24 protein-coding genes are annotated in these 24,260 nt (G+C 68.3%); 10 read left to right on the top strand and 14 right to left on the bottom strand.

From position 1 onward, the window contains the following. Window positions 1-149 precede the first annotated feature (149 nt). Together AX750_RS22220 and AX750_RS22215 are read left to right on the top strand one after the other, a co-directional pair. Window positions 150-1,091 (top strand): 3-hydroxyacyl-CoA dehydrogenase, encoded by a 942-nt coding sequence (locus AX750_RS22220; protein WP_066721268.1) that lies wholly within the window; start codon window positions 150-152, stop codon window positions 1,089-1,091. A gap of 138 nt (window positions 1,092-1,229) precedes the next feature. Further along, on the top strand, window positions 1,230-2,162 hold the full coding sequence (locus AX750_RS22215; RefSeq protein ID WP_066721266.1) for a 3-keto-5-aminohexanoate cleavage protein: 933 nt from the start codon (window positions 1,230-1,232) through the stop codon (window positions 2,160-2,162). Window positions 2,163-2,201: 39 nt separating this feature from the next. Here AX750_RS22215 and AX750_RS22210 read toward each other — a convergent pair whose 3' ends face one another. From AX750_RS22210 to AX750_RS22180, 7 genes are all read right to left on the bottom strand, one after another. After that, window positions 2,202-3,119, bottom strand: coding sequence for a dihydrodipicolinate synthase family protein (locus AX750_RS22210; RefSeq protein ID WP_066721264.1), 918 nt, complete (start codon window positions 3,117-3,119; stop codon window positions 2,202-2,204). Window positions 3,120-3,148: 29 nt separating this feature from the next. After that, window positions 3,149-3,478, bottom strand: a complete 330-nt coding sequence (locus tag AX750_RS22205; protein ID WP_066721262.1) for a type II toxin-antitoxin system PemK/MazF family toxin — start codon at window positions 3,476-3,478, stop codon at window positions 3,149-3,151. Then, entirely contained in the window at window positions 3,475-3,696 is a 222-nt protein-coding gene (locus tag AX750_RS22200) for an antitoxin MazE-like protein (RefSeq protein WP_245282493.1), read from the bottom strand. The genes AX750_RS22205 and AX750_RS22200 overlap by 4 nt, the downstream gene beginning before the upstream one ends. A 76-nt stretch (window positions 3,697-3,772) precedes the next feature. Then, window positions 3,773-5,290 carry a tripartite tricarboxylate transporter permease gene (locus AX750_RS22195; protein ID WP_066721260.1) on the bottom strand — a complete coding sequence of 506 codons (1,518 nt, stop codon included), beginning with the start codon at window positions 5,288-5,290 and terminating at the stop codon, window positions 3,773-3,775. A 30-nt stretch (window positions 5,291-5,320) separates the two neighbouring features. Further along, window positions 5,321-5,809 carry a tripartite tricarboxylate transporter TctB family protein gene (locus tag AX750_RS22190; RefSeq protein WP_066721258.1) on the bottom strand — a complete coding sequence of 163 codons (489 nt, stop codon included), beginning with the start codon at window positions 5,807-5,809 and terminating at the stop codon, window positions 5,321-5,323. 106 nt (window positions 5,810-5,915) lie between these two features. Continuing rightward, window positions 5,916-6,911 carry a tripartite tricarboxylate transporter substrate-binding protein gene (locus AX750_RS22185; RefSeq protein ID WP_082735102.1) on the bottom strand — a complete coding sequence of 332 codons (996 nt, stop codon included), beginning with the start codon at window positions 6,909-6,911 and terminating at the stop codon, window positions 5,916-5,918. Window positions 6,912-6,979: 68 nt separating this feature from the next. After that, the gene (locus tag AX750_RS22180) at window positions 6,980-8,014 is read right to left on the bottom strand and encodes a 4-hydroxythreonine-4-phosphate dehydrogenase PdxA (protein ID WP_245282492.1); all 1,035 of its coding nucleotides are present in this window, start codon (window positions 8,012-8,014) and stop codon (window positions 6,980-6,982) included. Between the two features lie 157 nt (window positions 8,015-8,171). On the opposite strand from AX750_RS22180, the gene AX750_RS22175 reads away from it, so the two are divergent. Beyond that, window positions 8,172-9,575: a flagellar biosynthesis protein FlgA gene (locus tag AX750_RS22175; RefSeq protein WP_067254961.1), complete on the top strand. Its 1,404-nt coding sequence runs from the start codon at window positions 8,172-8,174 to the stop codon at window positions 9,573-9,575. A gap of 55 nt (window positions 9,576-9,630) precedes the next feature. Next, complete coding sequence (locus tag AX750_RS22170) at window positions 9,631-10,296, top strand: GntR family transcriptional regulator (RefSeq protein WP_066725033.1); 666 nt, start codon at window positions 9,631-9,633, stop codon at window positions 10,294-10,296. A 45-nt stretch (window positions 10,297-10,341) separates the two neighbouring features. Here the strand turns inward: AX750_RS22170 and uxuA are convergent, their stop codons facing one another. The 4 genes from uxuA to AX750_RS22150 all read right to left on the bottom strand — a co-directional run bounded on the left by uxuA (window position 10,342) and on the right by AX750_RS22150 (window position 14,419). Then, the gene (uxuA, locus tag AX750_RS22165; protein WP_066725035.1) at window positions 10,342-11,541 is read right to left on the bottom strand and encodes a mannonate dehydratase; all 1,200 of its coding nucleotides are present in this window, start codon (window positions 11,539-11,541) and stop codon (window positions 10,342-10,344) included. Between the two features lie 15 nt (window positions 11,542-11,556). Beyond that, window positions 11,557-12,834 carry a TRAP transporter large permease gene (locus tag AX750_RS22160; protein ID WP_066725038.1) on the bottom strand — a complete coding sequence of 426 codons (1,278 nt, stop codon included), beginning with the start codon at window positions 12,832-12,834 and terminating at the stop codon, window positions 11,557-11,559. Window positions 12,835-12,844: 10 nt separating this feature from the next. After that, complete coding sequence (locus AX750_RS22155; RefSeq protein WP_066725041.1) at window positions 12,845-13,351, bottom strand: TRAP transporter small permease; 507 nt, start codon at window positions 13,349-13,351, stop codon at window positions 12,845-12,847. An 87-nt stretch (window positions 13,352-13,438) separates the two neighbouring features. Beyond that, the gene (locus AX750_RS22150) at window positions 13,439-14,419 is read right to left on the bottom strand and encodes a C4-dicarboxylate TRAP transporter substrate-binding protein (protein WP_066725046.1); all 981 of its coding nucleotides are present in this window, start codon (window positions 14,417-14,419) and stop codon (window positions 13,439-13,441) included. A 97-nt stretch (window positions 14,420-14,516) separates the two neighbouring features. On the opposite strand from AX750_RS22150, the gene AX750_RS22145 reads away from it, so the two are divergent. Then, the gene (locus tag AX750_RS22145; RefSeq protein WP_066725042.1) at window positions 14,517-15,236 is read left to right on the top strand and encodes a GntR family transcriptional regulator; all 720 of its coding nucleotides are present in this window, start codon (window positions 14,517-14,519) and stop codon (window positions 15,234-15,236) included. Between the two features lie 12 nt (window positions 15,237-15,248). Here AX750_RS22145 and AX750_RS22140 read toward each other — a convergent pair whose 3' ends face one another. Beyond that, window positions 15,249-15,461 (bottom strand): hypothetical protein, encoded by a 213-nt coding sequence (locus AX750_RS22140; protein ID WP_066725044.1) that lies wholly within the window; start codon window positions 15,459-15,461, stop codon window positions 15,249-15,251. 127 nt (window positions 15,462-15,588) lie between these two features. On the opposite strand from AX750_RS22140, the gene AX750_RS22135 reads away from it, so the two are divergent. After that, window positions 15,589-17,010, top strand: coding sequence for a phospholipase D-like domain-containing protein (locus tag AX750_RS22135; protein WP_156449891.1), 1,422 nt, complete (start codon window positions 15,589-15,591; stop codon window positions 17,008-17,010). 10 nt (window positions 17,011-17,020) lie between these two features. Continuing rightward, entirely contained in the window at window positions 17,021-17,743 is a 723-nt protein-coding gene (locus AX750_RS22130; RefSeq protein ID WP_066724330.1) for an endonuclease/exonuclease/phosphatase family protein, read from the top strand. Window positions 17,744-17,759: 16 nt separating this feature from the next. On the opposite strand, the gene AX750_RS22125 is transcribed toward AX750_RS22130, so the two are convergent. Both AX750_RS22125 and AX750_RS22120 read right to left on the bottom strand, forming a co-directional pair. Continuing rightward, on the bottom strand, window positions 17,760-19,703 hold the full coding sequence (locus AX750_RS22125; protein ID WP_082735103.1) for a cation-translocating P-type ATPase: 1,944 nt from the start codon (window positions 19,701-19,703) through the stop codon (window positions 17,760-17,762). A gap of 93 nt (window positions 19,704-19,796) precedes the next feature. Further along, window positions 19,797-20,477, bottom strand: a complete 681-nt coding sequence (locus AX750_RS22120) for a GntR family transcriptional regulator (RefSeq protein ID WP_066724332.1) — start codon at window positions 20,475-20,477, stop codon at window positions 19,797-19,799. A 62-nt stretch (window positions 20,478-20,539) separates the two neighbouring features. On the opposite strand from AX750_RS22120, the gene AX750_RS22115 reads away from it, so the two are divergent. The 3 genes from AX750_RS22115 to AX750_RS22105 all read left to right on the top strand — a co-directional run bounded on the left by AX750_RS22115 (window position 20,540) and on the right by AX750_RS22105 (window position 24,254). Then, the gene (locus tag AX750_RS22115; RefSeq protein WP_066724334.1) at window positions 20,540-22,264 is read left to right on the top strand and encodes an IlvD/Edd family dehydratase; all 1,725 of its coding nucleotides are present in this window, start codon (window positions 20,540-20,542) and stop codon (window positions 22,262-22,264) included. 78 nt (window positions 22,265-22,342) lie between these two features. Further along, window positions 22,343-23,317: a tripartite tricarboxylate transporter substrate binding protein gene (locus AX750_RS22110; RefSeq protein WP_066724336.1), complete on the top strand. Its 975-nt coding sequence runs from the start codon at window positions 22,343-22,345 to the stop codon at window positions 23,315-23,317. Window positions 23,318-23,336: 19 nt separating this feature from the next. Further along, window positions 23,337-24,254 (top strand): 3-hydroxyacyl-CoA dehydrogenase NAD-binding domain-containing protein, encoded by a 918-nt coding sequence (locus tag AX750_RS22105; protein WP_066724344.1) that lies wholly within the window; start codon window positions 23,337-23,339, stop codon window positions 24,252-24,254. Window positions 24,255-24,260: the final 6 nt, after the last annotated feature.

Below are 24,260 nucleotides of genomic sequence, written 5' to 3'. Positions count from 1 at the left end.
GCCGCACCCTCCGCGTCATGGTCGGGCTTGTCCCGACCATCCACATCTTCCGCCATCGAGCGCTACGCCGAAGACGTGGATGCTCGCCACAAGGGCGAGCATGACGGATCACTTGACCGACCTTGCATCGTCCAACGGAACGCCGCGTCATGACCCACATCGCCATCGTCGGTTCAGGCCTGATCGGCCGCGCCTGGGCCACCGTCTTCGCCAGCCATGGCTGTTCGGTCGCGCTGCATGACGTCGCGCCCGGCGCCGCGGAGGCCGCTCGAGCGCATATCGGCACCAATCTCGATGAGCTTGCCGGCCATGGGCTGGTCGAGGACCCGAAGGGATCGCTGGCCCGCATCCGCGTTGCCGGCGACCTCGCCGATGTCCTGACGGGTGCCGACCTCGTGCAGGAAAACGGGCCTGAAACCGTCGCGGCGAAGCAGCAGCTCTTCGCCGAGATGGATGCGATCTGTCCGCCCTCGACCATCCTGGCCTCCTCGACCTCCTTTATCATGGCCTCGGTGTTCAGCGAGGCTCTCGCAGGCCGGGCGCGCTGCCTCGTCGCGCATCCGGTCAACCCGCCCCATCTCGTGCCCATCGTCGAGCTGGCGCCGGCGCCCTGGACCGACCCGGCGGTGGTCGAGCGGGCGCGGGCGATCTACGAGCAGGCCGGCCAGGTGCCGATCGTGCTGCGCAAGGAAAAGCCCGGCTTCGTGCTGAATCGTCTGCAGGCCGTGCTGCTGGCCGAGGCCTTCCGGATCGTCGGCGAGGGGGTCGCCAGCGCCGAGGATGTCGACAAGACGATCCGCGACGGCCTCGGTCTGCGCTGGTCCTTCATGGGGCCGTTCGAGACGATCGAACTCAACGCGCCCGGCGGTATCCCCGATTACTGCGCGCGCTATTCGGCCTCGCTCGATCGCATGGTGAAGTCCTCCGAAGGGCTGGGCAATCCGTTCGACGCGACGACGGTCGAGACCGTGATGAGCGAATGGCGCGGCGCGCAGTCGCCAGAGCGGGTGAAGCGCCTCAGCGACTGGCGCGACACGCGGCTGGCGGCGCTGCAGGCGCACAAGCGCGCCTCGCAAAGCAAGCCGGAATGAATAGCCTCAGCCGTCATTGCGAGCGCAGCGAAGCAATCCAGGGGCGGCCGCGCTCGACGTCCTCCTGGTTTGCTTCGCTCCGCTCGCAATGACGATCAGCCGACAGACAATACGAACAGCCAAAAGGATGCCCCCGCCATGGCGAAGAACCGCAAAGTCATCATCACCTGCGCGGTCACCGGCGCGATCCATACGCCTTCGATGTCGCCGCATCTGCCGGTGACGCCGGACGAGATCATCGAGGCCGCCGTCGGGGCGGCGGAGGCGGGTGCGGCGCTGGTGCATGTCCATGCCCGGAACCCGGTCACCGGTCAGCCGGACCAGTCGCCGGAAGCCTTCGAGCCCTTCCTGAAGGTGATCAAGCAGCGCTCGGACTGCGTCATCAACATCACCACCGGTGGCGCGCCGACGATGGGCGTCGAGGAGCGGCTGGGCCCCTGCGCGCATTTCAAGCCCGAGGTCGCCTCGCTCAACATGGGCTCGATGAATTTCGGGCTCTACCCGATGCTGGCCCGGTTCAAGGACTTCAAGCACGATTGGGAGCGGCCCTATCTCGAAGGCTCGAAGGACCGGATCTTCAAGAACACCTTCCAGGACATCGAGAACATCCTCACCACCTGCGCCGAGAACAACACGCGCTTCGAGATCGAGTGCTACGACATCGGCCATCTCTACACGCTGGCCCATTTCGTCGATCGCGGGCTGGTGAAGCCGCCCTTCTTCGTGCAGTCCGTCTTCGGCATCCTCGGAGGGATCGGGCCGCACCCTGAGGACGTCGTCCACATGAAGCGCACGGCCGACCGGCTGTTCGGCGACCAGTATCACTGGTCCGTCCTGGGCGCCGGCCGTCACCAGCTTCCCATCGCCGCGATGTCGGTCGCGATGGGCGCGAATCTGCGCGTCGGGCTGGAGGATTCCCTGTGGCTCGGGCCGGGGCAGCTCGCGAAGTCGAACGCCGACCAGGTGAAAGCCGCCCGGATGATCATCGAGGGGCTCGGCCTCGACGTGGCGACACCCGCCGACGCCCGCGAGATGCTGCAGCTCAAGGGTGCCGACAAGGTCAATTTCTAGTCAAGTGGCCGGCGGCGGGTCGCGGGCGCCCCGCCCCGCTCATTTCCCCCAGCGCAGGGCGAGCGGATCGAGCTCGCGCGCCAGTTCGATCAGCCCCTCGCGGGTCTTGGGGTGCAGCGGCGTCAGCGGGTGGCGCACGGCTTCCGACCGGATCACGCCGCCCTCCTTCATCACCGCCTTGGCCGAGCGCAGGCCGCATTGGCGGTTCTCGTAATTGATGATCGGCAGCACCTTCGCATAGAGCGCGGCGGCCTGTTTGCGGTCGCCGGCCGCGTGGGCGGCGAGGATCGGCTTGATAAGATCCGGGATCATGGCGGAGGTCATCGTGCCGGTCGCGCCGGCGTCCAGATCGGCCATCAGCGTGATCGCCTCCTCGCCGTCGAAGGGTCCCACCACCGCATCGCCGCCGGCCTCGATCAGCGCGCGCAGCTTGTTGGCGGTGCCCGGAACCTCGATCTTGAAGTAGCGGACGAGCGGCACCTCCTTCGCCAGCCGGATCATGAAGGGCACGGTGAGCGTGACGCCCGACAGGGGAGCGTCCTGCAGGATGATCGGGATCCCGCAGGCGTCGGCAACCTGCTTGAAATGCTCGACCATGCCCTGCTCGTCGGCCTTGAGGAGGGCGCCGTGATAGGGCGGCATCATCATCAGCATCTTGGCACCGGCATCGGCGGCGGCCTTCGCGCGCTGGGCGGCGATGCGGGTCGAGAAATGCGAGGTGGTGACGATCACCGGCACGCGGCCGGCGACCTGCTCCAGCGAGAGATGCATCACCTGCTCGCGCTCGGCGTCGGTGAGCAGGAACTGCTCCGAGAAGTTCGCGAGGATGCAGATGCCGTCGACGCCCTGGTCGACCATCAGGTCCATCACGCGGCGGTTGCCCTCGAGATCGAGGTCGCCGTTGTCGTGGAAGATGGTCGGGGCGATCGGCAGGATGCCCTTGTAGGGTTCGGTCATGGTGGTGATCCTTCGTGCAGGCGGCGTGATCAGTCAGCGAAGCCCAGGACAGCGGCCAAGGCTCGGTCCAGGCGCGACAATTCTTCCGTCGTCAGTCGGCCGATCGAGCGGGAAACGCGCTCGGCTTTCACCGTGGTCGGCTTGTCGACCATGATCTGGCAGCGCAACCGCAGACCATTGCCGGCGCTCGGCTCGAGAGTGATGCGAAAGTCCGAAGCCTCGCTCAGCAGCGAGGTCATTTGACAGACCACGACGGAAGGATGGTTGGCAGGCATGCCATCGGATTGCACGACGACGGCCGGCCTCGGCTTGCTGTAGTCCCCAGAGGCAGCGACGATGACGATGTCGCCGCGCTTCACCACTTTTCCGACGGATCGGGGTTATCGAACTCGGAGACTGCTTCGATCCAGGCGAGAGCCTCGGCTTCATCGACGGGATCGAGGGCGGCGGACTGACGAGCGATCCGCTCCCGCACTTCAGCGGACCGCATGTCGGGAAGAAGCATGCGAACCTCGCGCAGCCCCTGCTCGCGTCGTCGCCGGCGCATCTCGCGCATTCGTTCTGCGGCCAAGGACATGAGCCGGCCTCCGGTTTCGCGAAACAAGCGTAACGCGTTACGCCTGATCCCACAATCGGCAGCGGCATGACGCGGCTCAGCCCTTGACCGCGGCCGTCACGGCCCGGCCGCGCAGGGAGCGGATGGCCGAGCCGATCAGCGGCAGCAGCAGCAGGGCCAGCCCGATGCCCATCAGCGTGGTCACCAGCGGGTTAGACCAGAAGATCGAGAGCGAACCCTGGCTGAAGATCATCGACTGGCGGAAGGCGTCCTCGGCCTTGTCGCCGATGACCATCGCCAGGATCAGCGGCGCGATCGGATAGTCGAGCTTCTTGAAGACATAGCCGACGATGCCGAAGGCCAGCGCGACCCAGATGTCGAACTCCTTGCTGGCGACGGTATAGGCACCGATGAAGCAGATCATCACGATCAGCGGCGCGACGATCGAGAAGGGAATGCGCAGGATCGAGGCGAAGAGCGGAACGGTCGCGAGCACGACGACCACCGCAACGACATTGCCGAGATACATCGAGGCGATCAGTCCCCAGACGAAGTCGGGCCGCTCGATGAACAGCATGGGACCAGGGTTGAGGCCCCAGATCATCAGGCCGCCCATCATCACGGCCGCCGTCGCCGAGCCCGGGATGCCGAGCGCCAGCATCGGCAGCATCGCGGCGGATCCGGCAGCGTGGTCGGCCGTCTCCGGCGCGATCACGCCCTCGGGCTCGCCCTTGCCGAATTTCGCCGGGTTGCGCGAGGAGCGCTTGGCCATGGCGTAGCTCATGAAGGAGGCCGCCGTCGGCCCGCCGGGCGTGATGCCCATCCAGATCCCGATCGCGCTCGAGCGCAGCAAAGCGAGCCAGTAGCGCGGCAGCTTGGCGGCGGTGAGCAGGACATCGCGGACGCGGACCTTGGCGGCGACGCCCTCGAAGCGCAGGCCCTCCTCCATCGTCAGCAGCAGTTCGCCGATGCCGAACAGCCCGATCACCGCGATCAGGAACGAAATGCCGCCGAGCAGCACGTCGAAATCATAGGTCAGGCGGATATTGCCCGACACCGAGTCCATGCCGACCGAGGCGAGCGCGAAGCCGACGCCCATGGAGACAATCGCCTTGAACGGCGAAGCGCCTCCCAAGCCGATGAAGCTCGCGAAGGTCATGAAGTAGACCGCGAAATACTCCGGCGAGGAGAAGCGCAGCGCGAATTTCGCGACCCAGCCGGAAAGCAGCGTGATGAGGATGACGCCGGCCAGCGCACCAATGCCGGCCGAGAGGAAGGCGAATGAGAGCGCCTCCGTCGCGCGGCCCTGCTTGGCCATGGGGTGGCCGTCGAAGGTCGTCGCCACCGAGGAGGGTTCGCCCGGGATGTTGAACAGGATCGAGGTGGTCGAGCCGCCGAAGAGCGCGCCCCAGTAGAGCGAGGTCAGCAGGATGATCGCCGAGACCGGGTCCATGGTGAAGGTCAGCGGCAGCATCAGCGAGACGCCGTTGGGCGCGCCGAGGCCGGGCAGCACGCCGACGAGGATGCCCAGCAGAACGCCCGCCATCATCAGCAGGATGTGGTGGGTGGTGAGCGCGACCGAGAAGCCGTGCATCAGCGAGGCGACGTTATCCATGGCAGCGTCCTCGTTGGCGAACGGTGGGCCTCAGAGCCCGAGCATGCGCTCGACCGGGCCCTTGAGCAGGCCGATCTGGAAGAAGCGCTCGAACACGATGTAGAAGACGATGGCGGCGCCGAGCGCGCTGGCGATCGAGACCAGCCAGCCATAGCCGCCCTGGAAGCGCATGGCGTAGAGCAGGTAGGCGATCGTCGCGACATACATGCCCGCGAAGGCGGTGATCAGCACGAAGCCGACCAGCGGGGCGAAGAACGAGACGACACGTCCGGCTCGCTCGCGGTCGAGGAAAATTTCCCCGACGATGGATCCTCCGCGCAGGCGCTGGACGAAGGTGACGACGAGCGTCCCGACGCTGGCGAGCGCTACGAGCGCACCGGTGTAGAATGGAAAGGCGCCCGGCTGCGGGCCCGACGTATCCCAGCCGATACCGAAATCCAGCGCGCCCCAGACGACGATCAGCCCGAAAGCGAGCGTGACGAATGCGGTCGCGGTTTCCGCCCAGAAGCGCGTGATCATGGGGCGTTTCCTCCCGGCCGGGACGGCCGCTCGAAACTGGCGGGGAGAGAGGTCGGCGGCAGAACCGGACGGCCGTGGCCGTCCGGATTTGGTCAGACAGGTCGGATCAGTTGACGACCCAGCCCTCGGCCTGGAAGACTTTCTTGTTGGCGGCGTCGTCCCTGGCGACGAAATCGGCCAGCTCCTTGCCCTTCATGAAGCGGCCGGTCTGCGCGGTGCGGGTGATGAACTCCTGCCATTCCGGCGTCTTCGAGACCTTCTCCAGCACGCCCTCATAGAAGGCAACCGCGTCGGCGGGCACGTCGGCCGGCAGCCAGACAGTGCGCGGCATCTGGAAGGTCTCGATCGGCAGGCCTGCCTCCTTGCAAGTCGGGATATCGCCCCAGCCCTTGCCCTCGAAGACGGGCTCGCCCTTGGCGAGGCGCACCGGCGAGAAGACGCAGAGCGGCTTCACCTGCCCGGCCTTCCACTGGCCGATGTTCTCGTTGGGATTGTTGACGTTGGAGTCGATGTGGCCGCCGGCGAGCTGGACGGCGGCGGCGCTGCCGCCCTGGAACGGGACGTAGATCATCTTGGCGCCGGTGGCGTCCTGGATCATCATGGTCAGCGTCTGGTCGGTGTCCTTGGACTGGCTGCCGCCCATCTTGAAGCCCATCGGCTTGGCCTTGACCGCCTCGATGTAGCTCTTGGCATCGGCATAGGGCGCGTCGCCCTTGACCCAGAGCAGGAACTCGTCGAGCGCGAGCGCGGCAACGGGAGTGAGGTCGGAGACCTTGTAGCCGAGCTTGGCGACGTAAGGCAGCAGATAGGCGTTGTTCGTGCCGAAGATGACGCGATGCGCGTCACCCTTGCCGGCCTTGCCGTGGATATAGCCCTCGGCGCCCGAGCCGCCGCCCTTGTTCACCACCACGATCGGCTGGTCGAACAGCTTGTGCTTGCTGATGATCGACTGAACCATCCGGGCGAAGTTGTCGGTGCCGCCACCGGCACCCGAGGTGACGACGAACTCGACCGGCTTGGTCGGCTGCCAGGCCTGGGCGCTGCCGGCCCCGCCGATGGCGATGGCGCCGGCGAGCGCGGCTGCGATGCTGAAGCTCTTCATGCGTTCTCTCCCTGGGTGATTGGTTTCATGGCCGCTCTTGGGCGGCGGCCTTGGAACGGATGTCGGTGTCAGGCGGCGGCCTTGGCCCTCGCCTTGCCGTCCTGCGCCATCTTGATGGCGAGGCCGAGCGCGGCGCGCGTGGCGCCGAGATTGGCGATGCCCTTGCCGGCGATCTCATAGGCCGTGCCATGGGCGGGCGTGCAGATCGGGAAGGGGAAGCCGCCGATCAGGGTGACGCCGCTGTCGAAGCCGATCAGCTTCATCGCGATCTGGCCTTGGTCGTGATACATCGTCAGCACGGCGTCGAAATCGCCGTTGCGGGCGCGCAGGAAGACCGTATCGGAGGGAAAAGGCCCCTCGACGGTAAAACCCTTGGCCTTGGCGGCCTGCACGGCCGGCTCGATCGTGTCGATCTCGTCGCGTCCGAAATTGCCGCCGTCGCCGGCATGAGGATTGATGCCCGCGACCGCGATTCGCGGCGGCTCGAAGCCGGCAGCGCGCAGATTGGCGTCCGCCAGCGACAGCGCCCGCAGGATGCGCTCCTGGGTGATGTTGGCGGCGACCTCCGAGAGCGGGATGTGCGAGGTGACGCGCGCATTCCAGAGCTTGCCGAGGATGTTGAACTCGCTCGCCGGCCCATCGAAGCCGATGGCGTCGCGCACAAACCGAATCTCGTCGTCATAGCCCGGATAGGCGAAGCGCATCGCCGCCTTGTTGAAGGGCGTGAAGAAAACCGCATCGGCCTCCCCGGCCGCGGCAAACTGCAGAGCGCGACGGAAATTCTCGGTCGCAGCCTTGCCGCCGGCGAGCGTCGCCTTGCCGCGCTGCAAGGCAGCAGGGTCGTGATTGCCGAGATCGATGAAGACGGGGCGTTCGCCGAGTGGCAGCGGTTCGCCGTCGCGGACCACGCGGACCTGCGGATCGACGCCCGAATCGGCGATGCCGAGGGCGAGAAGCCGCGCATCGCCGAAGACGACATAGCGCGCCGCGCCACGCAGGTCGGGCTCGGCCAGAATGCGCGCGGTCAGCTCGGGGCTGATGCCCGAGGGGTCGCCCATCGCCACCGCGATCACCGGCAGTTCGGCCGTCATGCGCTCGTCCATCTCCCGGCTCCCTGTCCCTGCCTCACGGGTCGTCATGGCCTCTGGCTAACACAGCCATCTCGCCCTCACAAGTATGCTGTATGCAGCATATCTAGATTGCGGTAGGACTGCGGTGCGAGGTGGTCGCCGAGATCGAAGAGCCGCCCGGGAGGAGCCGATGAATTTTCACGACCATTACGCCGGCATCCGGCAGCCGATCGAGACCTGCCTCGTCGGCAGCGGCGGCTTCGGCCGGAGCTATCTCGCCCAGGCCCGCAAGATCCCGCTTGTGAATGCGCGCATCGCGGTCGATGTGACCGCGGAAGCGGCCGGTCGTGCCTTCGCGGCGGCGGGCTGCGACAAGCACGACATCGCGCTCTGCGAGACGCCGGCCGAGGCCCGGGCCGCCTGGGAAGCCGGTCGCTGCGTCGCCGCGGGGCGGCTCGAGACGGTCATCGCCCTCCCCTTCCAGCTTCTTGCCGAGGCGACGGGCAGCCCGGAGGCCGCGACCCGCCACAGCCTGCTGGCGATCGAGGCCAAGCGCCATGTCGCGCTGGTTTCGAAGGAGGCCGACAGCGTCGTCGGGCCGGGCCTAGCCCGGCTCGCGCGCGACGCCGGGGTCGTGGTGACACCGGTCGATGGCGACCAGCCGAGCCTGCTCATCGGGCTGGCGAGCTGGGCGGAGGTGCTCGGCCTTGAGATCATCGCCATCGGCAAGTCCAGCGAGTACGACTTCGTCTTCGACCCCGGCACCGGCGCCGTGACCTGCAATGGCGTGACGCACGCGCTCCCGGCGCTGCGCGACCATTGGCTGGGCGGCGGATCGCCGGCCGAGGCCGCCGCCGCGCGGGCGCGGATCCTGGGTCAGGCCTTCCCGCTGCGGGCCGTTCCCGATCTCTGCGAGATGACGCTGGTCGCCAATGCGCTCGGCTTCCAGGCCGACCGGCCTGACTTTCATGCGCCGCCGGCGCGGATTCCGGAGCTGGCGGATCTGTTTGCCCTGCGAAGCCAGGGCGGGCTGATGGCCGGCCTACGGCGCATCGACGTCTTCCACCATCTGCGGCTGGCCGAAGAGGCGAGCTTCGCGGGCGGCGTCTTCATCGCCGTGACCTGTGACAATGCCGAGACCTGGGAGATGCTCGCCGGCAAGGGCCATGTCGTTTCGCGCTCGGGCAAGACGGCGATGCTCTATCTGCCGCGGCATCTGCTCGGCGTCGAGGTCGCGACCTCGGTCCTGGATGCCGCCGGCCTGGGGCGTTCGGGCTATGGCGAGGATTACCGGCCGCGGCAGGATCTGGTGGCCGTGGCGCAGGCCGATCTTCCGGCCGGGACGGTGCTGACGATGGGCGGACACCACCACAGCATCGCGGATGTCGGCGCCGAGGTCCGCCCGGCCGCGCCACTGGCGGAGGACCGGCCGGCGCCCTTCTATCTCGCCGCCGACCGACGCCTCGTGCGCGCGGTCAAGGCGGGCGAGGCGATCCGCCTCGGCGATGTCGAGATCGACGGCAGCTCCGGCCTGCTGGCGATGCGCCGGCGCCAGGACGCACTCTTCGCCGCCGAAACCGGCCCCGGCGTTTGACAGCATCCGGTTCCCATGCCGTAACCGGCGGAAAGACAGGATCGGTGACACCGCGATGAGCGAGCCTGCAATCGACTACCCCCGGATCACGCGACGCACGCTCCATGACGAGGTGCTCGAACGGGTCCGCGACATGATCATCGAGGGGCGGCTGGAACCCGGCCAGCGCATCAATGAGGGGCTGGTGGGCGCCCAGCTCGGCGTCTCGCGCACGCCCCTGCGCGAGGCGATCAAGACGCTCGCCAGCGAAGGGCTGGTCGAGATCCTCCCCGCCAAGGGGGCGATCGTGCGGCGCTTCTCGGCCCGCGATCTCGCGGATGTGCTGGAGGTGCTGAAGACACTCGAACAGCTCGCCGGCCGCATGGCCTGCGAGACGGCCTCCGACGCGACGATCGAGGGGATCCATGCCCTTCACAGGCAGATGCTGGCGCTTTACGAGACGCGCAACCGGCTCGAATATTTCAAGCTCAACCAGGCCATCCACAGCGCCATCGTCGCGGCCTCGGGCAACGCGGTGCTGATGGAGATGCACGGCACGTTGCAGTCGCGGATCAAGCGCCTGCGCTTCGTCGGCAATGAGGGGCCGGTGAAATGGGCCGGCGCGGTCGCCGAGCACGAGGAGATGATGGCGGCCCTGCTCAAGCGCGATGCGGCAGAACTCAGCCGCATCATCGGCCTGCATATGGATTCGACCCTGCTGCGCGTGCGCGAGGTTCTCTGACAGGGCGAGCCGTGGCGCCCTCGCTAGGACGCCACGAGAGCCGGTTCAGCCAGGCCGCGATGCGGCCGGCGTGTGCGCCAGCGCCGTCATGACGCCCCGCAGCTCCGCCAGACCGCGCAGGCGCCCGATCGCCGGATAGCCAGGGAAACTGCCACGCCCGATGTCATCGAGGATCTCGTGGCCATGGTCCGGCCGCATCGGGATTTCCCAGTCGGCGCGCCCCTCGGCCTTGCGCCGCGCCTCCTCGTCGAGCAGGGCGGCGATCAGCGCGACCATGTCGGTGTCGCCGCCGAGATGCTCCGCCTCCATGAAGGAACCGTCCGGATCCTTGGCGACATTGCGCAGATGCGCGAACCAGATCCGGTCGGCGAAGCGGCGGGCGATCGCGGGCACGTCATTGTCCGGATGCGCGCCCAGCGACCCGGAGCAGAGCGTCAGCCCGTTGGCCGGCAGATCGACCATGCCGAGCACGGCCTCGATGTCGGCCTGCGTCGAGACGATGCGCGGCAGGCCGAAGAGCGGGCGCGGCGGGTCGTCCGGATGCACGCAGAGGCGGATGCCGAGTTCCTGCGCGGCGGGGACCACGGCCCGCAGGAAGCGAGCGAAGTTCGCGCGCAGACCGTCGGCGTCGATGCCGGCATAGCGCGCCAGCATGCCGCGCAAGGCCGGCACGTCGTAGCGGTCATAAGCGCCCGGCAGGCCCGCCATGATGTTGGCGAGCAGGCGGTCGCGGTCGGCCTGCGTCGAGGCGTCGAACCAGGCCTTCGCCCTGGCAAGCAGCTCCGGAGACTGGCCCTCCCCCGCACCGGAACGCTCCAGGATCAGCCAGTCGAAGGCCAGATACTCATGGGCGTTGAAGCGCAGCGCTCGCGCACCGGCCGGAAGCGGATGGTCGAGTTCGGTGCGCGTCCAGTCCAGCACCGGCATGAAGTTGTAGCAGATCGTCTTCAGGCCGCAGGCGGCGAGATTCGCCATCGACTGCCGGTAATTGGCGAAGATCGGCTCGAGATCGCCCTCCCCCAGCTTGACCCGCTCATGGATCGGCAGGCTTTCCACCACCGACCAGTCGAGGCCGAAGCCGGGCGCCGCGATCTCTGCCTTGCGCTTCTCGATCTCGGCGACGCTCCAGACTTCGCCATAGGGGATGTGGTGGAGCGCGGTGACGATGCCGCTCGCGCCGGCCTGGCGGGCGGCGGCGAGGGTGACGGCGTCGTCGGGGCCGAACCAGCGCCAGGTCTGTTTCATCGAATCGATCTCGGATCACATCAGGAGGTTGGGGAGGAACAGCACGACGCCCGGGAACAGGGCGAGGAAGAACACCACGGCGAGGATCGCGGCGATAAAGGGCAGCGATTCGACGAAGTACTCCTCGATCGAACAATCGAGGATCGAGCAGACCGTGTACATCGCCACGCCGACCGGCGGCGTCATCGAGCCGAGCGTCACGATCGACATCATCAGGATGCCGAAATGCACCGGGTCGACGCCGAGCTTGGTGATGATCGGCACGAAGATCGGCGTCAGCAGCAGCACGAGCACCGTGCTTTCGACGAAGCAGCCTGCAATCAGCAGCGAGACCAGGATCAGCACCACGATCACCAGCGGGTTCTGGGACAGGCCCAGCATCCATTCGGCGACCTCCTGCGGGGCCTGCTCGAAGATCAGTGCGTAGCCGACCATGCCGGACAGCAGGATGATCAGCATGATCACGCCGACATCGAGCACGCCTTCGCCGAGCGCTTCCATGAAGCTCTCGAAGGTCAGTTCCTTGTGCAGGAAAACGCCGACGACGACCGCGTAGACGACCGCGAAGGCCCCGATCTCGGAGGGGGTGAAGATGCCGGCGCGGATGCCGAACAGCAGCGCGAGCGGGAACAGCAGTGCCCATTTGGCGTCGACCACGGCGCGCCAGACCGCCCGGCCGCTCGGCAGTTCCTTCGTGGCGGAATGGTAGCCGCGCTTGCGGGCGACGAGCCAGACGACGGTCATCAGGGCGGCCATCATCAGCAGACCGGGGATGACGCCCGCCAGGAAGAGACGCCCGATCGAGACGTTGCCGACGAAGCCGTAGAGGATCAGGCCCAGGCTCGGCGGGATCGTCGCCGTGATCAGCGAACCGACCGCGATCGCGGCGCAGGTGAAGCCCTTCGAATAGCCCCGGCGGATCATGTCCGGGCCGAGGATGCGCGCCTCCATGGCGGCGTCGGCCACGGCCGAGCCGGAGACGCCGCCCATCAGCGTCGAGAGCAGGATGCAGACCTGGGCGAGCCCGCCCGCCATCCAGGAGACCAGCACGTTGGAGCAGGCGATCAACCGGTGCGTGATGCCGGTCTTGTTCATCATGTGCCCGGCCAGCACGAAGAAGGGCACGGCCAGCAGCGGGAAGCTCTGCGAGGCGGTAGCGATCTGCTGGACGCCGATGCCAAGCGGGATCGAGCCCGAGAGGACGAAGAAGGAAAAGCCGGACATGCCGATGGCCAGCGCCACCGGCAGACCGAGGAACATCAGCAGGAAGAAGAGACCCCAAAGTGTCAGCATGGTTTGGGCCTCACCCGAGCTGGCTGTCGGAGCGGTCGAGGCTCCGATCGGCATAGAAGACCAGCGAGCGTGTCCGCAGCGCATGGACCAGATTGACCGCGATGGTGACGGCCAGCAGCGCGGCGCCGACTGGCACCGCCGCGGTGACCCAGGCATAGGAGATGCCGCTGTCGCCATAGACGCGCTGCCAATTCAGGATCGTCAGCCGATAGCCCGAGACGGCGAGCGCAATGAGGAAGGCCAGGGCCAGCAGCGCGAGTGCGATCTCGACGAGCCAGCGCGGCGTGCGCGGCAGCTTCCGGACGAACAGATCGACGCCGATATGGGCCTTGAGCCGCATGGCGCGGTTGGCGCCGAGAAAGCAGACCCAGATGAAGAGCAGCTGCGCCACGTCGATCGACCAGATCAGCGGGTAGCCGAAGGTGCGCCCCAGGGCGGCTATGAAGACGAGAACGACGATCGCCGCCAGAAGCAGCTTGGCCACGAGAAACTCGGCCGAAATCAGAAATTGCGACATGGCGGCGGGGCCCGATCGATGCGCGCGGAAGGGCGGCGGCGCGCTGGGCGCGCGCCGCCGGATTGGCAGAGGACCGCTCGGGCCCTGTTATTTCAGGATCTTCAGAACCTCGGCGCGCAGGTCGCTGTAGCCGAGCTTCTCGTAGACCCCCTGGGTCGCGTCGATGAAGGGCTTCTTGTCGACCTCGGCGATGGTCATGCCGTTCTTCTTCATGGTCTCCTCGAAACCGACGAGCGAGTCCTCGGTCAGCTTGGAGGCGTAATCACCGGCAGCCAGCGATTCCTCGCGCAGGATTTTCTGCAGCTCGGGGGTGAGCTTGTCGAACCAGGCAGCGCTGGTGACGATCCCGGTGATCAGGTTGAAATGGCTCGTCTTGGTGACGTGCTTGGCAACCTCGTAGAGCTTCGAGCCGACGGTGGCGGGGTGCTGCGCCTCGACCGCGTCGATGACCTTCTGCTGCATGGCCGGGTAGACCTCGCCCCAGCCCATCGGCGTCGGCGTCGCGCCCATGGCGCGGATAGTCTCCATCCAGACCGGCGCGCCCGGCGTGCGCATGCGGATGCCCGCGAGGTCGGCCGGGACCGTGACCGGCTTGTTGGTGATCAGATGACGGTCGCCCTGCCACCAGTTGAACGACAGGACCTGATGGCCCGACGTCGTCCTCAACTTGGCGACCCAGGTCTCGAAGAGCGGCGAGGTCACGACCTTGCGCACGCCCTGGAAACCGTCGGCGAGATAGGGCGCGCTGAGAACACCGAACTCCTTGACGAAGACGGCGAGACGGCCGCCATCGACCACGACGGCGACATTGGCGCCGGCGCGCGCCTGCTCCAGCACGTCCTCGTCCTTGCCGAGCTGCGAACCCGGGAAGATGCGGATGGTGAGCTGGTTCTTGGAACGCTCGGCGACGCGGTCGCGGAACCGCTCCAGCCCTTTGTAGAGCGGGTCGTCCCGGGTGAGCGCGGTGTTGACGTTGAGCTGGGCCTGGGCCTGGGCCGCGGCCGGAAGCGCCATGACGCCGGCTGCGAGCGCGATCGCGCACAGCGTGCGCCGGTTGACGGTGAACATCTGATAGCCTCCCTGCGGTGCTTCCTGCGTCTCGGGACGCATTGAAGTATGGCACCATACCGGTATGATAGCCGGAGCGTCGGAGAAGGCAAGACGGATGAACGGCCCTGTTGCGCTGAAGCTGGCGGACCCCATCGTCCCGCAGATCATCCAGATCCTGCGGCAGGCGATCATCGAGATGCGCCTGAAGCCCGGCGAGGCCCTGTCGGAGAAGGAGGTCGCGCTGCGCTACGGCGTCAGCCGCCAGCCCGTGCGCGAGGCGTTCATCAAGCTGGCCGAGGCCGGCCTGCTGCAGGTGCTGCCGAGCCGGGGCACCTATGTCGTCAAGATCTCGGTGCGGGAGGTGCTCAACGCCCGCTTCGTGCGCGAGGCGATCGAATGCGCGCTGGTGCGCAGCGCCGCCGAACTGATCGATCCCGCCGGCGTGGCGCGGATCGAGCAGCTGGTCGCCGAGCAGAAGCTGGCGGCGGAGGCCGGCGACTCGAGCCGCTTCTACGCGTTGGACGAGGCGTTTCACCGCGCGATCGCCGACTGCGTCGAATGCGACCCGGCGCTGCGCGTGGTCGAGAGCGCGCGCGCCCAGACCGACCGGGTGCGCTATCTCAGCCTGCCGGACGCCTCGCCGCTGGCGCTGCTGATCGCCCAGCACGAGGCCATTCTCGACGCCATCAAGGCGCGCGATCCCGAGCGGGCGGAGGCGGCGATGCGCACCCATCTGCGCGAGATCCTGAGCGCCCTGCCCCGGCTGGCGGAGCGCTTCCCGGACGTGTTCGACCGCAGCGACGTGCCTCCGCACGCGCGCCCGATGGCGGGTTGAGCCGGAACCGGATCAACCGATCGAGGGCGGCGCCGCCGTCGCGGCCTCAAGGCGGGCAACCGTTTCCTCGAGGCTTTCGGCGACGCCGAGCATGAAGTCCTTGCCGAAGGCGATGATCGTATCCGGCGGCTCGCCCTTGAAGGTGTAGACGACACTGACCCGGTCGGGATTGACGTAAACCGGCTTGCCGTCGGCCGGCGAGGTGAACTGGCAGAGCTTGGGCATGGAACGCTCGCGATTCGGTGGAGTTGCCGAGCTATACGACCAAGAAGGGCGTGCGCTGAAGGCGCGGCGGCTTCAAGCGACGCTCTGGCTTATGTCCAAGAGCGCGGCTTCATAGTAGATGCCGGGAATGGACGACGCCGCGCTGATCTCCAGCCTCGCCAGCCAAGGCCCGCTGCTGCTGACGGCGATCCATGTCGCCACGGCGGGGACGGTGACGATCCATGCGCTGATGCGCAAGCGCGACGTGCCGGCGGCGATCGGCTGGATCGGGCTGGCCTGGCTGTCGCCCTTTTTCGGGCCGCTGCTCTATTTCGGCTTCGGCATCAACCGCGTGAAGCGCCGGGCCCGGCGGCTGCGCGGCGCCGAGGAGGCCGCCCGCAGCCAGAGAAGCCCCGTCGCGGCCGGCCCGACGGGCAGCCTGCAGCGCGCGGTGGGACGCATTACCCGCACCCGCCCCGAGCCCGGCACGGTCTCCGCCGTGCTCGAATGCGGTGACGAGGCCTATCCGCGGATGCTGGCCGCGATCGAGGCCGCCACGACGAGCGTCGCGCTGTCCACCTTCATCTTCCGCACCGACGAGCGCGGCCTGCGCTTCGTCGCGGCGCTGGTGGCGGCGCATCGCCGCGGCGTTGCCGTGCGCGTGCTGATCGACGGCTTCGGCGGGGGATTCCTGTTCTCGCGGGCCTATCATGCGCTGCGGCGCGAGGGCGTGCCGGCGGCACGCTACCTGCATTCGCTGATGCCGTGGAAGATGCCGCTGCTCGACCTGCGCCTGCACAAGAAGATCCTGGTGATCGACGGCTGCCGGGCCTTCATCGGCGGGCTGAACATCGGCGGCGAGAACTGCCTGGCCGACCGGCCGGCCGAGCCGGTACGCGACGTGCATTTCCTCGTCGAGGGGCCGGTGGTGCGCCAGGTCATGGAGAGCTTCCAGGACGACTGGACCTTCTCGACCGGCGAGGCGCTGGATGGGGAAGCCTGGTTCCCGGCGATCCCGCCCCAAGGGGGCGCCCCGGCCCGGGTCATCTCCTCTGGCCCCGATCAGAGCGTCGACCAGCTGATGCTGGTGCTGCTGGCGGCCATCAACACGGCCTCCTCCAGCCTGCGGATCGCGACCCCCTATTTCCTGCCGGACGAGCAGATCATCACCGCCCTGCAACTCGCCGCGCTGCGCGGGGTCGAGGTCCATATCGTGATTCCCGGGCGCAACAACCACCGCCTGATGGGCTGGGCGATGCAGGCCCACATCCGCCCCCTGCTCAAGGCGGGCTGCCGGATCTGGCATTCGCCCGACCCGTTCGACCATTCCAAGCTGGCGACGGTGGACGACGGCTGGAGCCTGATCGGCAGCGCCAACTGGGATGCGCGCAGCCTGCGCCTGAACTTCGAAATCACCATGGAGTTGTACGACCCGGAGCTGGCGGGTCGCATCGCAGCGCTGATCGACGCCAAGCGGGGCGAGGCCGTGACACTGGAGCAGATCGACGCGCGCTGGCCGATCGTCAAGATTCGCGATGCCGCGGCGCGGTTGCTGATGCCCTATCTGTGAGCGAGGTCGTGTGAAGGTCGCATCCTATAACATCCACAAATGCCGCGGCACCGACAGGCGCGTACGTCCCGACCGGATCGTCTCCGTGCTGGCCGAGATCGGCGCGGATCTGGTGGCGCTGCAGGAGGTCGACCGGCGCTTCGGGCAGCGCACGGGCCTTCTCGATCCCGCCGCCATCCTGCGCGAGACGGGCCTGCACCTGCTCGTCCAATCGGATGTGGTCGACGGCCATGGCTGGCACGGCAACGCCCTGCTGGTGCGCGGCGAGCCCCTCTCCTACCGGCGCTTCCGGCTGAAGCTGCCCGGCGTCGAGCCGCGCGGCGCGGTGGTGGCGGAGCTCGACCTCGGTGAGGGGCGGTTCCGTGTGATCGCGGCGCATCTGGGGTTGCTGCGGCGCTCGCGCATCGACCAGGCGACGACGCTGCTGCACGCCTTCCTCGAGCTCACGCCGATGCCGACGATCCTGCTCGGCGACTTCAACGAATGGCGGCGCGGCCGCCGCTCTGCGCTTGATGTGCTCGTCCCGCATTTCGCCGACATGAAGCACCCGCCGAGCTTCCCCTCGCGCCGGCCGATGCTGCCCCTCGACCGCATCCTGGCCTGGCCGGACGGGCTGATCTCCGAACTCGCGGTCCACGATACGCCGCTGGCGAGGAAGGCCTCCGACCATCTGCCGCTGACGGCACGGATCGACGTGTCGCGTCTCCAGGCCGCCATGGTCAGCGCCGCCTGAGCCGGACCGACCGGCCTCAGGTCGCGGGTATGGCCGATGCCGCAACCGGCGCCGGCTCCTCCTCGCCCCGCGGCAGCATCCGCGCTGCATTGGCGAGGAAGAGCAGCTCCGAGCCGACATGGATGAAGGCCGCGATGAGCGGGTCGAGATGCCCCGTCGCCGCCAGCGCGATGCCGACCGCGTCGACGATGAGCGTTCCGGCGAAGTTCTGCCAGATGACGCGGCGCGTCCGTCTCGCGATCCGCAGCGTCTCGACGAGCTTGAGCAGGTCGTTGCCGATCAGGATGATGTCGGCGCTCTCCTTGGCGATGTCGGTGCCCGCGCCCATGGCGATGCCAAGGCTGGCGGCCGTGAGCGCCGGCGCGTCGTTGACGCCGTCACCGACCATGCCGACGACGCGCCCCTCCTCGACGAGCTTGCGCACCCGCACCAGCTTGTCCTGCGGCAGCATGTCGCCGACCGCCTCGGCAATGCCGATCTGGCGGGCGACGCTCGTCGCGACCACGGCCGTATCTCCCGAGAACAGAAGCGTCCTGACACCGATGCCGGCCAGCGCCGCCATCGCAGCAGCAGCCTCGGGTCGCAGGGCGTCCGCGACGATGATTTCGCCGAGGAAGCGCCCGTCCGCCGCGACGACGATGTCCGAGCCGACGACCGGGTGGTCGCGGGGCGGCACCGCCACGCCCGCCTCCGCGAGCAGCGGGCGATTGCCGACCAGCACGACACGGCCCTCGACCACGGCCGTGATGCCGCGCGCCAGCTTGAACTCGGCCGAAGACGGTTCCGGCACCGAAAGACCCCGCGCGCTCGCCTCCTCGACGACGGCGCGGGCCAGCGGATGCTCGGAGCGCAATTCCGCCGCTGCGGTCAGCCGCAGCAGTTCGAGCGGATCGACGCCCGGAGCCGGCAGGATCTGCTCGACACCGGGCTGGCCGAGCGTCAGCGTGCCCGTCTTGTCGAGGACCAGCGTATCCAGCTGCCCCAGCGTCTCGAGATGGATGCCGCCCTTGATGATCGCGCCGAGCCGCGCCGCGCGGCCGATGCCGCCGAGGATGGCGATCGGCGTGCCCGCCGCGATGCCGCAGGCGCCGGCCACGATGATGACCGAGATCGTGTCGCGCAGGTCGCGCGTGATGAGCCAGGTCATCAAGGCGGCAAAGGCGGCGGCATAGACGAGGTAGCCCGCCATCCGGTCGGCGAGCTTCTGGACCGGGGCCCGGCTCTGCTCGGCCGCCTCCACCGCCTCGATGATCTGGCCGTAGCTGGTGTCGCGCCCGATGCGTTCGACCGCGATCTCCAGCGCGCCCATATGATTGATCGAGCCGGCATAGACGGCGTCGCCCACCGCTCTGTCGACAGGCATGGATTCGCCGGTGATGCGCGACTGGTCGACCATCGAGTGACCGTCGGTGACGACCCCGTCGACCGGGATCTTTTCGCCCGGATTGACCAGCACGATGTCGCCGATCGCGACCTCGTCGACGGACACTGTCACGGTTCCGTCGCCGCGCCGGGCGCGCGCCTCGCGCGGAATGAAGGCCACGAGATCGCCGATCGCGCGGCGGCCGCGGGCGATCGTCAGATGTTCGAGTTCCTCGGCGACCAGGACGAAGAGGGTGACGACGAGCGCGGTGAAGATCTCGGCGATCGCGGCGGCGGCGGCGATAGCGATGAGCATGGAGAGTTCCATGGTCATGCGACGCGCGAGAAGATTGGCCAGGGCTTCCCGCAGCACCGGCCAGACGCTGAAGGCGAGCGCCAGAAGGCCGATCACGCTGACCTGTGGGATGGGCTCGTAGACCCGGAACCACACGGCCGCGGCTCCCAGCGCCGCGACGGCGATGCGGGCGACCGCCAGAGGCTCGAAAGGCGCGTGCTGGTGAACGTCGTCGCGGGCGTGGAGCGGCACAGGCGTCGCCGCTCGCTCCAGGACGGCGGCCTTCTCGTCGACCATCGTCATGGACGTTCTCCCGCTCGCGGCTATCCGGCGGCCGGACGGCCTTTGCTGCCCGGCAGAGCTAGGCCCGCTGAACCATCGCCGCCTTGCGGCGGATCAAGGCCGCCGGGCGAAACGCGTCTCGACGGCCGCGATATAGGCATCGCGCGAGGGGCCGAGATGCTGGCGGCAGAGCGCGACGAGACGGCCGCGGTCTCCCGCCGCCAGAGCCTCGACCATCGCGGCATGCTCGTCGCGCGCGAGCGCCAGATGCTCGGGGCTCGCGGCGGTGATCGAGCGGGCGCCATGGACCTTCTGGGCGAGCCCCTGGATCAGTTCGACCAGATGAGGGTTGCCGCAGGCGCGAAACAGCGTCTCGTGGAAGCGGATATTGGCCCGGAAGGCGCCCCGCGCATCGCCCGCCGCGACCGCCTCGGCATGGAGCTGCTGCAAGGCGCGCAGCGGGCCCAGGACGTCCGGTGCAATGGGCAGCGGAATCTGCTCGGCGGCGAGCGTCTCCAACACCTCGCGGACGGAATAGATCTGACGGACCTCGGCGGGGTCGAGCAGCCGGACCACCGCGCCGCGGTTGGGGATGCGCTCGACCAGCCCGACCCGCTCCAGTTCCGCCAGCGCCTCGCGCACGACATGGCGCTTCACCCCGAGCCGTTCCGCGAGCTCCTCCTCGACGAGGCGCTCGCGCGGCAGGAGCCAGCCGAGGACGATCTCCTCCTCCAGCATGGCGGCGACGGAGCGGACGCGGTCGGCGGTCTGGGCCTTGAGAGCGGTATCCGGCATGCCCGATCGTAACCTTTGCCAGGATTGTTGACAATGATGGCGACAGCCCTAAAGCTGCCGACATGAGCGCTTCCGACGACGATACCCCATCCACGGCTCCTGCGGCACGCGGCCTGCGCCGCAATCTCGCGACCTATGGCGATCCCGGCTTCTCGCTGTTCCTGCGCAAGGCCTTCATCAAGGCCGCCGGTTTCTCGGATGATGCGCTCGACCGGCCGATCATCGGCATCACCAACACCTTCAGCGACTTCAATCCCTGCCATGGCAACGTGCCGCGGCTGATCGAGGCGGTGAAGCGCGGCGTGATGCTGGCGGGCGGCCTGCCGATGGAGTTCCCGACGATCTCCATCCACGAATCCTTCGCCAACCCGACCTCGATGTTCCTTCGCAACCTGATGGCAATCGACACCGAGGAGATGATCCGCGCCCAGCCCTGCGACTCGGTCGTGCTGATCGGCGGCTGCGACAAGACGGTTCCGGCCCAGCTCATGGGCGCCGTCAGCGCCGATGTCCCGGCGATCCAGCTGATCACGGGGCCGATGCTCGTCGGCCACCACAAGGGCGAGGTGCTCGGCGCCTGCACCGATTGCCGTCGCCTCTGGGGCCAGCACCGCGCCGGACAGATCGACGAGGCCGAGATCGAGGTTCTGAGCGGGCGCCTCGCGCCTACCCAGGGCACCTGCATGGTGATGGGCACGGCGAGCACGATGGGTTGCCTGGTCGAGGCGCTCGGCATCGCGCTACCCGGCTCGGGCACCATCCCCGCCACGCATGCCGACCGCATTCGCGCCGCCGAAGCCAGCGGGCGCGAGGCGGTGCGCCTCGCCAAGGGCGGGCCGAAGCCGAGCGACCTGCTGACGAAGACGGCCTTCCGCAACGCGCTGACGGTGCTGCAGGCGATCGGCGGCTCGACCAACGGGCTGGTGCATCTGGCCGCCATCGCGCGGCGCGCCGGCCTCTCGATCGATCTCGAGGAGTTCGACGCCATCGGCCGAAAGGTGCCGGTGCTGATCGACCTGAAGCCATCCGGCGACCACTACATGGAGCATTTCCACTGGGCCGGCGGCGTGCCCAAGCTGATGAAGGAGCTGGGCGATCATCTCGACCGCTCGGCGCCGACCATCGACGGGCGGACGATCGGCGAGATCGCCGATGCGGCCGAGGACATCCCGAACCAGACCATCATCCGCAGCGCCGCGAGCCCGGTGAAGCCGACCGGCGGCATGGCCGTGCTGCGCGGCAATCTCGCGCCGGGCGGCGCGGTGATCAAGCATTCGGCCGCCTCTCCCGCCCTGCTCAAGCATACCGGCCGCGCAGTGGTCTTTGCCTCGGTCGAGGACATGGTGCGGCGCATGGACGATCCGGCGCTCGACGTGAAGGCCGACGACGTGCTGGTCCTGACCAATGCCGGGCCGAAGGGTGCGCCCGGCATGCCGGAGGCCGGCTATATCCCGATCCCGAAGAAGCTGGCCCAGGCCGGCGTCAAGGACATGGTCCGCATCTCCGACGCGCGCATGAGCGGGACGGCCTTCGGCACCATCGTGCTACACATCACGCCGGAATCGGCCGTCGGCGGGCCGCTCGGACTCGTCCGCGACGGCGATCTGATCCGGCTCGACGTCGAGGCGCGCGAGATCGCGCTGCTCGTCGACGAGGCCGAACTGGAGCGGCGCAAGGGCGAGTGGCAGCCGCCGGCCCATCTCACTCAGGAGAGCCGCGGCTATCGCCATCTCTACCTCACCACCGTCCTGCAGGCGGACGAAGGCTGCGACTTCGATTTCTGCTGACCGGCCAGGCCGGCCCAAGCTTCTCGGACGAGACCGGATCAACCGGCCCTTTGCGACCCCCTTTCGGAGGACACTCCCATGCTCGACCGCCGCCATCTCGTCTGCCTCATCGCCGGCCTGTCGCTCGCCCTCCCCGGCAGCGCCTTCGCCCAGGCCTATCCGCAGAAGCCGATTACGCTGGTCGTGCCCTATGCGCCGGGCGGTGCCACCGACATCATCGGCCGCGTCGTGGCGGAAGAGATGTCCAACAGCCTCGGTCAGCGCATGGTTGTCGAGAACCGCGCGGGCGCCGGCGGCAGCGTCGGGGCGGCGGCGGCCTCGCGTGCGCAGCCGGACGGCTACACGCTGCTGCTCGGAGCGCTGACCAGCCACTCGATCAATATGAGCCTGCAAGCCAAGCCGGGCTTCGACCTGAAGAAGGACCTCGTGCCCGTCGGGCTCGCCGGCAATGTCGGGCTGGCGCTGGTCGTCCACCCCTCGGTGTCCGCCAAGACGGTCCCCGAGCTGATCGCGCTGATCAAGGCGAAGCCCGAAGAGTACTCCTACGCCTCCTCGGGTCAGGGCTCGCCGCAGCATCTCTCCGGCGAACTCTTCAACCTCAAGGCCGGCACCAAGATGCCGGTGGTGCCCTATCGCGGTTCCGGCCCGGCCATGACCGACATGGTCGCCGGCCAGGTCAAGATCATGTTCGACACCATTCCTGCCGTGCTCCAGCATGTGAAGGGCGGGACGCTGCGGGCGATCGCCACCACGGGCACCGAGGTCTCGCCCTTCATGCCGGAGACGCCGACGGCGATCTCGCAGGGGCTCGCCGGCTTCGAAGTCTCGTCCTGGTTCGGGATGCTGGCGCCGGCCGGCACGCCGCAGCCGATCGTCGACAAGCTCAACGCCGAGCTGAACAAGGCCCTGCAGAGCCCGAAGCTCAAGGAGGCGCTGGCGCTGCAGGGCGTGGTGCCGAAGCCGAGCACGCCCGCCGGAGCGGCCGCGCGCATCGACAGCGAGATTGCCAAATGGGGCGATCTGATCAAGACCAGCGGCATCAAGGCAGAGTGAGCGCCAGGGTCCGACCGTCATGAGCCAGCCCGTCCAGCATCTCGCCATCGTCGGCGCCGGCATGATCGGCGCGAGCTGGGCGGCGCTCGCCAGCGCCCATGGCCTGGCCGTCAGCGCCTATGACCCGCATGAGGTAGCGCGGGAGCGCTTCCTCGGCCATGTCGAGCGGGCGCGGAGCCAGCTGACGGAACTCGGCCTGACGGGAAACGGCGCCGTCTCCTTCTCGACCGATCTGGCAGAGGCGCTCGCCGGCGCCGGCTTCGTCCAGGAGAACGGGCCGGAGAACGAGGCGGTCAAGCGCGCGCTGCTCGCGCAGATCGATGCGGCTCTGCCGCCCGACGCGATCATCGCCAGTTCGACCTCGGCGCTGGTGCGCAGCGCCATCGTCGCCGATTGCGCGAGACCGGAGCGGGTCGTCGTCGCCCATCCCTTCAACCCGCCGCATCTGGTGCCGCTGGTCGAACTGGTCGGCGCGGATGAGGGCGTCGTCGAGCGGGCCGCCGCCTTCTATCGCGGGCTCGGGCGCCGGCCCGTGGTGCTCAACCGCGAAATGCCCGGCCATATCGCCAATCGGTTGGCTTCGGCGCTTTATCGTGAAGCGGTCTATCTGGTCGAGCAGGGCGTCGCGAGCGTCGCCGACATCGACGCGGCGCTGTGCAACGGCCCGGGCCTGCGCTGGGCGCTGATGGGGCCGCACATGACCTATCATCTCGGCGGCGGCGAAGGCGGGATCGCCGGCTATCTCGCCCATCTGGGCCCCAGCCAGGTGCGGCGCTGGCAGTCGCTCGGCGATCCCTCGCTAGATGCCGAGACGCAGGCGAAGATCGTTGCCGGCGTCGCCGAAGAGGCGCAGGGGCGCAGCATCGCCGAACTGGAAGCGCGCCGCGACGAAGGTCTGCTGGCCGTGCTGAAGGCCCGCACACTGGTCAGCGCGTGACGAGGT

Source organism: Methylobacterium sp. CCH7-A2 (genome assembly GCF_001557075.1).
GTDB classification, from domain to species: Bacteria; Pseudomonadota; Alphaproteobacteria; order Rhizobiales; family Beijerinckiaceae; genus Allobosea; species Allobosea massiliensis.
The sequence above is the reverse complement of the archived record's forward strand: the minus strand, read 5'-3'. Positions and strand labels throughout refer to the sequence as shown.